Annotated in this window: 4 protein-coding genes; 1 reads left to right on the top strand and 3 read right to left on the bottom strand. The window is 66.9% G+C overall.

The genetic code is table 11. The annotated features are described in order from the left end of the window. Positions 1-89: 89 nt before the first annotated feature. The 3 genes from EJO66_RS31875 to EJO66_RS31865 all read right to left on the bottom strand — a co-directional run bounded on the left by EJO66_RS31875 (position 90) and on the right by EJO66_RS31865 (position 9,866). A complete protein-coding gene (locus EJO66_RS31875; protein ID WP_125967202.1) occupies positions 90-662 on the bottom strand; it encodes a tetratricopeptide repeat protein in 573 nt (190 codons plus the stop codon). Between the two features lie 4 nt (positions 663-666). Beyond that, a complete protein-coding gene (locus tag EJO66_RS31870) occupies positions 667-5,007 on the bottom strand; it encodes an RHS repeat-associated core domain-containing protein (protein ID WP_125967201.1) in 4,341 nt (1,446 codons plus the stop codon). Between the two features lie 842 nt (positions 5,008-5,849). Continuing rightward, on the bottom strand, positions 5,850-9,866 hold the full coding sequence (locus EJO66_RS31865) for an autotransporter outer membrane beta-barrel domain-containing protein (RefSeq protein ID WP_125967200.1): 4,017 nt from the start codon (positions 9,864-9,866) through the stop codon (positions 5,850-5,852). 80 nt (positions 9,867-9,946) lie between these two features. On the opposite strand from EJO66_RS31865, the gene EJO66_RS32750 reads away from it, so the two are divergent. Beyond that, complete coding sequence (locus tag EJO66_RS32750; protein ID WP_164547967.1) at positions 9,947-10,102, top strand: hypothetical protein; 156 nt, start codon at positions 9,947-9,949, stop codon at positions 10,100-10,102. Positions 10,103-10,184: the final 82 nt, after the last annotated feature.

The following is a 10,184-nucleotide window of genomic DNA, read 5'->3' as shown; positions in this document are numbered from 1 at the left end:
GAAGCTTCAGCACAAGTCCTCGCCCGTTAGGACGTGCCAAGCGAAAGAAAGTGAGGCGACTTGCGCCCTTTTTTGGCGGCAGTGGTGGTTTAGGAGATCAGAAACTCGGAGTCGTCATTCACCATCGAGACCATGAAGCCCCAACAGACTGCGGCAATGATCTCCACGACCCCGATGAGCTGCCAAGCAACGCCGCGTTTGCCGCGCAGGTCTTGGAGGCCTAGTTCTCGCAACGCGAATGCGTGACCGCGCACCGCTGCCTCTTTCAAGACGATGTAGGAGCGATTCACGTCGACTGGAACACCTTTGCCATGTGCTAGCGAATAGCCAACGCGAAACATGGAAGGCAGATGCCGCCGCTCTGCGCCCATCGCGTAAAAGCGGTACGCCCGCGCATGGTCACCAGCTCTCGTCAGCCAGCGACCAAAATAAAAGCAGCCCAGTGGATGCCCATGAGCGGCGGCTCGTTCGTAATAAGCAGCGGCTTGGCTACCGTCTTTCTGACAGCCGATCCCCTGACTCAGCATCCAAGCAACAAACACCTGACTTTCAACGTGTCCATCGTCTGCAAGTAGCCGATAGAGATCGAAGGCCAGATAAAGCAGACCGTCCTTGTATGCCTTCTGGGCGGCAACCAATTTCTCGGTGCGGTCTGCGTGCATGCGTTCAGGGCTTTGGAAAGACGCCGGGCGGTGGCGGCGGTGGCTTAACTTCGCCAGGCCGGATTATTCCAGGGGGATTGCGGATGGGCAGTGGAGGTGCCGTGGGAGGCGCTATCGCATCATCGCCCAGCGCTCTCAACAATCCAATCGCTCTCTTGCCCGGCGCCGGCAACATCGAGTAACACATGGCGCCACCCACAGCCGCCGCTCCGCCACCCGCCCCCAAGAGTCCCGAAGCCAATGCGGCATTGCCCGGCGCGCCCAGGATCGCCGCCTGGCTCAATGACGTACCGCGCTGAACGCCGCCGAGCGTAGACATGATCAGCAAGCCATCCGGATCGATGAAGCTCAGCGGATTCGCATCCACATAGCCAAACCGATTCCACCCGCCATCCAGTCCGATCGGATCCGGCTGGCTGTACCGCCCCGTCTTCGCGTCATAGCTCCGGTAGTAGTTGTAGAACAAGCCACTCTCTTCATCCGCATACTGCCCCGGATACCGCAGGTTGAATTTCACCTCCGAGATGTTCGTGGTGCCCGGGTTCGGCGTTGTCTCCAGGTTCGCAAACCTGTTCTTCGCAATGGTCGGCTTGTCTTCCCCGAATGCGCTGTAGCTCCACTGCCAGACCGCCTGGCCATCGGCATTGCTGAGCTTCCTCGGCGTGTTCAGGTGATCGCTATGCACCGCATAGGTGGCGCCGTCGATCACCGCGGCAACCGGCACCGGCCCGTTCGCCGTCGGCAGATAGATGTACTGGGCTTGCCCGGCGCTGTTCGCGCCGCCGCTGCCCACCTCTGCGATCAGGGTGCCGTTCTCGTCGTAGACATAGGCATACCCCAGGTGCTCCGCCTCGACGGTGGCCGGACTCCACAGCTTCGTGAAGAACGCCACCAGGCTGCTCCAGAAGCCGGGATCGTTTTCGTCCCCTTGGCTTGGCGGGTACAGCGGCTCGGTCTTGAACACCCGCTGGCCCAGCGCGTTGTGCGCGTAGCGCGTGGTCGGGCTCACGTCGGTGGCGCCGGTGGTGGCCGTGGCCAGGCGGCCTTCGGCGTCGTAGCCGTAACTCCTGAGTCCATCGCTCACGAGATCGCCGTTGGCGTTGTAGCCATAGGCCACGCTGGTGCCGCTGCTGCCGTTGATGGTCTGGCTGAAGCCCGCCAGGCGGTTGGCGCCGGGCAGCAAGGTGTAGCTGCGATTGGTCGTCTGGCCCGCCAGGAGGCGGGTGCTGGCGGTGCGGTTGCCGTTGGCGTCGTAGCCGAAGCTGGCACTGTCGGCCGTCGTCGCGAAACTGGTGATGCGGCCGGTGGCGCTGTAGCCGATGCTCCAGGTGATGTCAGCCGCGGCGATCGTGCTCTGGGTGGGATCGCTGTCGGCCGGGCCAAACAGGTTCTGCGTGAGGCTGCCGATGCGCCCCGCCGCGTCGTAGGTGTAGCTGCTGAATTCGGTCTGGGTCAGCCGCGCGGCGCTGTCGTAGCTGCGGCTGGCCGCGAGCTTCGGTGTGGAGCTCGTGAAGGCCCAGTTCCAACCGGTGGGCTGGCCCAAGGCGTTCCAGGTGACGGCAGCCAGGAGCGGCGCACCGTTCCAGTCGAGTTGCACAAGACGGCCGGTCGTGTCGTAGACATGGTTCAGCACGCCGGTCAACGGGTAGGTGATGCTCGCGAGCTGGCCGGTGGCGCCGTTGTAGCTGTAGGCGATCTGCTGCACGCTGCCGTTGGCCAGGGTCTGCTTCTTGAGCGTGACGCGGCCGTGGATGTCGCGCGTGTACTCGGTGGTGCCGCTGCGATCGAGGATCTCCGACAGGTAGCCCTTGCTGTCGGCACTCAGGTCGTAGCGCAGCGTGGTGGTCTTGCCATCGGCAAACACGAGGCCGATAGGCCGGCCCAGGGCGTCCCGGGTGACGGTGGTGGCTTGGCCGAGCGCGTCCGTGATCTGGCTGGGCAGACCGATGCTGTCGTACAGCGTGCCGCGAGGGCCGATGTCGGCGCTGGTCTCGGCCGTGGCGTTGCCGAGGGCATCGCGGCTGTAGCTGGTGACCACGGCGTTGAAGTCGCTGGCCTGGGTCACGGCATCCAGTGCGTTGTAGCCAAGGCTGGCACTGGCGTTGGCTGCGTCGGTGATGGTCTTGATCCGCCGCAGGGCGTCCAGGCCCCAGCTGATGCTCTGGTTCAGTCCATTGGTCTGGGCGATGCGATCGCCGTTGGCGTCGTAGCTGAAGCTCTCGGTCTGGCTGCCGCCCTCGACCTGCGTCGCAACGCGGTTCAGCTTGTTGATCGTGCGCGCGGTCGTCCAAGCGATCGTGCCCGCGCTGTTGAGGATCTGCTCCGTCAGCCGGTTGCCGGCCGGGTCCAGCGTGTAGGAGCCGCTCTCGCCGCGGTTGTTGCCCCAGCCCGTCAGGCGTTGCGCGGCATCGTAGGTATAGGTGGTGACCAGCCCGGTCGGCAGCGAGGTGGTCGCGATCGTGCCGGTGGCGTGGTAGGTGAAGGCCGTCGTCTGGCCAGGGCCTGTGCCCACGGTGCGCGAGAGCAGACGGTCACGTGCATCCCAGGTGAACGTGGTGACCAGCCCGTTCGGGTCGGTCTGGCTCATGAGGCGGTTGGCTGTGTCGTAGGTGTACGCGGTGACGTGACCCAGCGCATTGGTCGCGCTCTGCACATTGCCGCGGGTGTCATACGCATAGGTGGTGACGGCGCCGTTCGGCTCGGTGTGCGTGTGGACCAACCCTTCAGGGGTGTAGGTCCGCTGGCTCGTGCGCGCCGTGCCGGAGGTGCCACCGGTGTCGGCGATCGTCTCCGTGAGCAGCCGGCCGTTGGTGTCGTAGGTATACGCCGTGTCCCGGCCGGCTTGGGCGACCAGCGTGGGCACGGGCAGCGTGGCGTCCCAGGTCGTGGCGATGGCTCTTTGTTCGGGCGTACCGAGTGCTTCCGTGCGCGAGGCCTCCAGGCCTCGGGTGTTGTAGGTGAAGCTGGTGACGCTGCCGGTGGCGCTGGTCTGGCTGGCCAGCAGGCCCCGGGTGTCGTAGGTGAACGAGGAGTTGCTCGCTGGGCATCCGGGCGCCGGCTCGCCCTGGATCTGCGAGATGCGCTTGACGCCGTTGACGATGACGTAGTGGTAGATCGTGGCCCGGCCCACCGGGTCGGTGACGGTGGTGGTGCCGTTGGCGTTGTAGGCGACCTGCGTGAGTCCTGCGTTGCCGGCGTGCGTGGTGCTCGTGGCGCGGCCCAGCGTGTCGTAGGTGTAGGTGGCGAATCGCACGCCGGACTCGTCGGTCACGCCCGTGAGAAAGCGTGTGTGGGTCGGGTTCTCGTAGTGATAGGTGCGGGTCGTCACGTCCGCGCCGGCGGTCTTGACGGTGGACACGAGCCGGTTGGCGGTGTCGTAGTTGTAGGCCACGCTGAAGTTGGGCGTGGTCAGCGTGCGCGGCTGGAAGTGGGCATCCTCGGTGTAGCCCAGGCTGTTGCCGAACCCGTCCGCCACGGTCACCGCGCCATTGGTGCCGTAGGTCAGGATGTGCTGCCAGCCGTAGGGATGGGCCTGCTTGGTCAGGCGCCCCGCGGCATTGAACTCGTACTGGATGTTGTCCTGGTCGACATAGCGCCAGCCGGTGCCCATCTGCGAGAGCGTGCCGAGTTCGTCTGCATCGGGGGTCACGGTCGAGCCGCTGCGCGCAAAGGGCGACTCGCGGCCGTTGGCGTGCAGGAGCACGACTTCGGTTGCGCTGATCCGCAGCCGCGTGGCGTAGGTGTACCGCCAGTAGCCATCGGCGCTGTTGAAGATGCGCGCGAACCGGAGCGGGAAGTGCGCGGAGGCGCTGCGGAAGTCCTCCTCTTCCTGCACCTTGTTGCCCATCGCGAAGTTGATGGGGTTGCCGGTGCACGATTGCGGTCCGTTGCGTTCGGTGCCGTCGCCCTTGTTCTTGCGCGGCACCAGATCGGTGGTGTCGTAGTACACCGTCATGTAGTCCGATGCACTGCACCCGCCGACGCTGCCGGACACCGCCAAGTAGTTGGGGCCCTCGCGCAGCGTGACCGGGACGCCGCGCCCTTCGAGGAACGAGACGACGGCGGTGAAGGAGCCCGAGTAGCTGAAGAACGGAGAACCGTTGAGCGTCGCGGTCACGGTGCCGGCATCGCCGGTGGTCGCATCCCCTCCTCCCGTGCCGTACACCGTGATGTTGGGCGAGGTGACCTTGGCGCCCTTGCTGGGCGAGGTGAAGCTCAGGGAGCAGCCGGCCTGGGCCCATCCGGAGGCGCCCAGCAGCGCGAGGGCCGTGGCGGTGGACAGCGCCAACCGTTGGATTCGGGTACGCAGGCGGCTGCCGTGCACGGCATCCATGTCGATACGCATACGGACTCCCTCGTTAATTCGTTTGAATTAATTGCATTGCCGAGAATGGCAATTGCCGGGAGCGAGCGTAACGACATGTTTTCACATGTAATTGAATGTCCCTTTGCTAACTCCTGGATTACTGAGCAAAAGGATTAATCCAGAACTGCAACCACGCAAATTCAACCGTCTACTTAAAAGTTTTGACTTCATTCGTACTGTGATATTTGCCAACGTTCTTCGCCGTCGCGATGTACGCGGCACCGCATGGCAAGGCGTTGGCTAAGCGTCAGGGCTATGTCTCGCCCTCAGGAGTTGAAATGACTTTTCCCCGAACCGCTCTCAAGTTGGGTGCCGCAAGTCTCGTTGCTGCCGCAGTCTTGTTCACCGCCGCATTGACCTGCTCGTCTATACAACCATCCAGATATTCGGCGCTGCTTTGAGGGGTTCGAAACCGAGACCACAAGGGACAATGACCGGAGGGGGAGAACGGGTTCATCGGAATCCAGCCAGCCTGCGTTTTAGGGCGCGGACGTCCCGGCGCCCGTCACCAAGTACGGACGTTCGCGCTGGTTGCCGCCAAGGCCATCATCAAGCTTCATCCCGAAGTCAATCGAGCTGCTGTCGCTCGCGTTTTGCTTGACCTCATAGTCAAGCGCGGTGCCGGAGGCCTCACAAACTGGTACGCGAACGTAGCCTCAAGCAGGAGCGCGAGAAAGTTGCTCTTGTCGTTCGCCTTCGAGATGCCTACTGGATCTCCGGCCCCCTAAGAGACGGCAAGGATGTTCTGTACGCCACGTACAGTACATCTGCATGAAGGCCAGGTGAAGGCCAGGCGGCTGTGGTCGCCCAACTGCAGAGCCTCACCACTTCACCCGAACACCCAGCGACCCATTGATCGAGCTCTTCACCCGGGCGTTGCCGCCGCTCGCCCAGAGCTTGCCGACTTCGCCGTAGAAGCTGGTCGACTGGCCCAGTGCGAGCGTGAAACCGCCCGCGAGTTCGGTGCTCGTGCCGCCGGTCGGCGCGGAGATGTCGGTGGTGGTCGCGCCGTTCACGAAGCGGGCGGTGTCCGCGCCGCTGGACGTCCGGTAGACGTTGAAGCGGCCGTAGGGCTGCAGCATGCCGACGCCCGTGGCGATCTCGCCCTTGACCCGCACGCCCGCGCGGGCGATCCAGCCGCTGTCGGCCTGAGGCTGGACGACGGCGCCGACGACGGCGGAGTTGTTCAGATCCATGTGCTGATGGATCAGCTGCAGCTGCGGCTCGATGCGCCAGCCGCTGCCGCCCAGCGCGAAGGACTGCCCCACCTCGATGGAGCCCAGCAGGCTGTTACCCTTGCCGCTCACGCCCAGGCTCGCCAGAGGCTCGACCGTGTAGCGATGGCGGCCCGACTGCACCACGACATCGGCGTAGAAACCGCTGTCGCTGGTGTAGGTGCCGTAGACGCCCAGGTACTGGCTGCGCAGGTCGTTGCGGCCCACGGCCAGGTTCAGGATGCCGCTGGCGAAGCCGCGCACGCTGGCGTCGCCATCGAGCTGGCCGACGTAGAGGCCCGCGCGCCAGTTGGGCGTGGCCAGCAGGTCGGTGCCGGCCTGGAAGCCGGTGAGGCGGCCCTTGCTGGTGGGCGATACCGCGCCGCCTTGCTGGATGTCGACGTCGGTGGACAGAACGCGGCCCCAGGCGCGGCGATCGGAGCCGGTCGGGGTGGTCGTGGTGCCCTTCACATCGTCGTCGCCCACGCGCTTGCGCAGGTCGCCGAGCATCGCGAGGCTGCCCTGGCGCAGCTGGCCGGGGAGCGCGGAATAGAGCGAAGCTTCGGCGCGGTAGGTGATCACCGGCGTGGGAGCCGCGGGTGATGCGATCGTGCTCGACCGCAGGTACCAGTTCTCGCCGGCACCGTTCGCGTCGGCCGCGTAGAGGCGGTATTCGTAGGCGCCGGCATCCACGTGGCCGTTGGCCAGGCTGAACGCGTCCTTGGTGGTCTGGGCCGTGGTGGTGGCACCGTTGCTCGCGGTGACCACCTCGATGCCGTTGCCGCTGGTGAGCGCCCCCAGGCCGCCGAGGTTGGCGATCTGCACCGTGGTCCGGCCGCTTGCGGATGCCGTAGCGCCGTCGAGCACCAGGCGGTCGGACGGTCCCGTGCCGTTGAGCACGGTGCCGAGCCTGAGCACGCCGTTGTTGCCGACGTACGCGCCCGTGACCGTGAGCGTGGTGCCCGCGGTTGCGCCCACGAGCGAGACGGTACCGCTGTTGGCCAGCGAGGCCACTGTCTGGCTGAAGCCTGCGAGGTCCAGCGTGGCGCCCGAGGCCACGCTGTGGGCGGAGGCCGCGCTGAAGGTGTTGGCGGCGCCCGCCCTGAGCGTGCCCTGCGCGACGTTGGTGGCGCCGGTGTAGTTGTTGGCGCCGGACAGCGTCAGCGTGCCCGTGCCTTCCTTGGTGATGAAGCCGCCGCCGCTGATCGCCCCGCTCAGGGTCGCGTTGAAGGCGCCGGAGTCGATGACCGGATCGGTGGTGCCCGTGAGCTGGATCGCGTTGGTGACCGTGAGGCCGTCGGCGCTGAAGCCCAGGGTAGTGCCGTCGTCCATCGCGAGCGCGCCGCTGCCCAGCGCCTGGCTGTGGCCGAGGTTGAGCCGGCCCTGCTTGAGCGCAGTGCCGCCCGTGTAGGTGTTCGCGCCCGAGAGCGTGAGCGTGCCTGTGCCCACCTTCACCAGCGAGCCGCCAGTGCCCGAAATCACGCCCGAGACTTCGCTGTCGCCGTTGAGTCCGCCCGTGCTCAGCGTCTTGGCGCCGAGGATCACATCCCCCGCGCCGGACAGCGAGCCGATGGAGGTTCCCGCCGCCGTCAGCGAACGGATGCGCAGGCGTCCGCCCGCGTTGTTGACCACGGTGGCCTGGTCGGCGGTCGCGCGGTCGAAGATGTCGATCAGGCCGCCGCTTTCGTTGATGAAGGTCGCCTGGCCCGCACTGGTGTCGTCCAGCAGATTGATCTGGCCGCCGGAGAAGTTGGTGATGCGCGCGCTGCCGGCCGTGGCGTTGGACACGATGTTCGTCAGTCCGCCGCGGTTCTCGATGACGGCGTTGCCGGCGGAGGCGTTGTCCCTGAACTCGGCCGACGCATCCCTGTTCATCACGAGGCGGGCATTCCCCGCCGAGCTGCTGCCGCCGAACTGCACGAAGCCGGCGTTGTCCGTCGGCAGGGGGCCACGCTCGGCGGCAGTGATCGTCAATCCGCCCGCGTCGGCATTGCCGCCGAAAAGCAGCGAGGCGTTGCCGGCCACCGACACCGGCCCGGTGCCGAGGGCGCCGGTCGCCAGCGCCTGCAGGCTGCCCGCTGCCACCGAGGTGCCGCCCGTGTACGAATTGGCCGCGCCCAGCACCAGCGTGCCTTGGCCGGTCTTCAGGAGCGCTCCGTCGCCCGAGACTTCGCCGTTCAGCGTCAGCGTGCGGACCAGGTTCACATCGAAGGTGCCGCCTCCCGGGCCCAGTGCGACCGTGCGGGTGGCGGTGGTGTCGCCGGTGACGTTCAGCGCACCGCCGTCGAGCGTGAGCCCACCGCTCGAATTGCCGAGCGCGCGATCGTCGGCGATGGAGAGCGCGCCGCCGCGCACGGACCAGGGCGTCAGGCCGATGTTGATGCCGGTCAGCGTCCAGGTGCTGGCACCGGTCTTTTCGTAGCGCGCGAAGCCGCTGTAGGTGGCGGCGTCGAGCGAAGTGGTCCCGTCGGTCGTGTCGCCCGCCAGCCCCAGCACGTTGCCGGTGCCGGAAACCACCCTCAGCAGTCCGGTGATCGAGGAGCCGGCACGCAGTTCGAGCCGGTTGTCGTTGCCGGTGATCCGTACCGCGTCGCCGCGCGTGGCACCGTCGCCGCCCATGCCGGCCGTCAGCGTCCCCGTGTTGACGATGGTGTTCGAGTCGCCCCGAACGCGCAGCGCCGCACCACCCACGCCGAAACGCACGGCGATGCCGCCGGCACCGCCCGCCCCCCCCGTCAGCGAGCCGGTGTTGGAAACCGAGTTGTTGCTGGACTCCAGCGCGAGGCCCGCGCCACCCTCGCCGCCGAATGACGACGTCCCGGTGAACCCGCCGCTGACGGTGCCGATGCCTCCGGCACCGCCGACGGATGCGCCGCTGTTGACGACGGTCGCGCCGCCGCCTTGCAGCACGATGCCGTCGCCGCCACCACCGCCGCCGCCGGCCCATTGGCCAACGCCACCCGCGCCGCCGTTGCCGCCGATCGTCTGCCCCGCATTGGTCAGGTTGACGCCCGCCGCCGTGGACTGCAGGCCCGCGCCGCCACCGCCACCGCCGCCGGCCAGCCGCGCGACGCTGCCGGCACCGCCATTGCCGCCCCGCAGGGCGGTGCTGCCCGACACGGTGATGCCCGTGGCGGATGTGTACACGGCAGCACCGCCGCCACCGCCGGCGCCACCGCCGTAGACCGGATCCCCATCGGGCGTGCCGTCGGTTCCCGAGCCCCCCGTGACCGAGCCGGCCACGCTGGTCGCCCCCACGGCACCGCCCGTTCCGCCAAGCCCGCCGCCGCCGATGCCGCCATTGCCCCCCGTGCCGCCCGACGGAGCCAGGCCGTTGGACTCGGTGAACTCACCGAGGCGGCCGCCGCCGCCGCCGCTGCCGTTGCCCGCGCCGCCCTGGCCGCCTGTGCCGCCAAGGCCGACGAAGGTCTCGCCGCCCGCAGCCTGAGCCCAGGCACCGCCGGACATGCCGACCAGCGTGAGCAGGCACGCGGCGGCCGCGAGCCGCTTCGCCTTGCGGCTTCCTTCGACTGTCGAGCGCCGCGCAGGCGATGCGGCAAGCTCCGACACGGCCTGCCAGACACCCAGGACGCCGTTCCAGACAACGCGATAAGTACGGTTCATTCCGCCGATCCTCAACAAAAAGGCAAAAACGGACGCAATGTAACATTTGCAACAGACAATTCAACTACCCGAAGGTAGTCATGGACATCGCCGCCGCTTCTGCTGCGGGAGATCGTTCGCCCCTAAGACGCGAAGGCCAACCTGCTGACCCTGCCGAAACTCCTCTTCAAAGCAAGGGCGTCGCCTGCCCGGCGGACTTCGACGTGGTCGGCGCTGCCAGCTATACCTGCGCCTGATACCTTGTCGCAGCGTGCACTTCCGCGCTCGGCACCAGCAAGTACCGAGCGGCTGCTATCCGCCGATGTCTATGTCTGCAAA

Origin of the sequence: Variovorax beijingensis (genome assembly GCF_003951285.1) — a bacterium.
Taxonomy (GTDB): domain Bacteria; phylum Pseudomonadota; class Gammaproteobacteria; order Burkholderiales; family Burkholderiaceae_C; genus Variovorax; species Variovorax beijingensis.
This window is presented reverse-complemented; position numbering and strand designations above follow the sequence as displayed.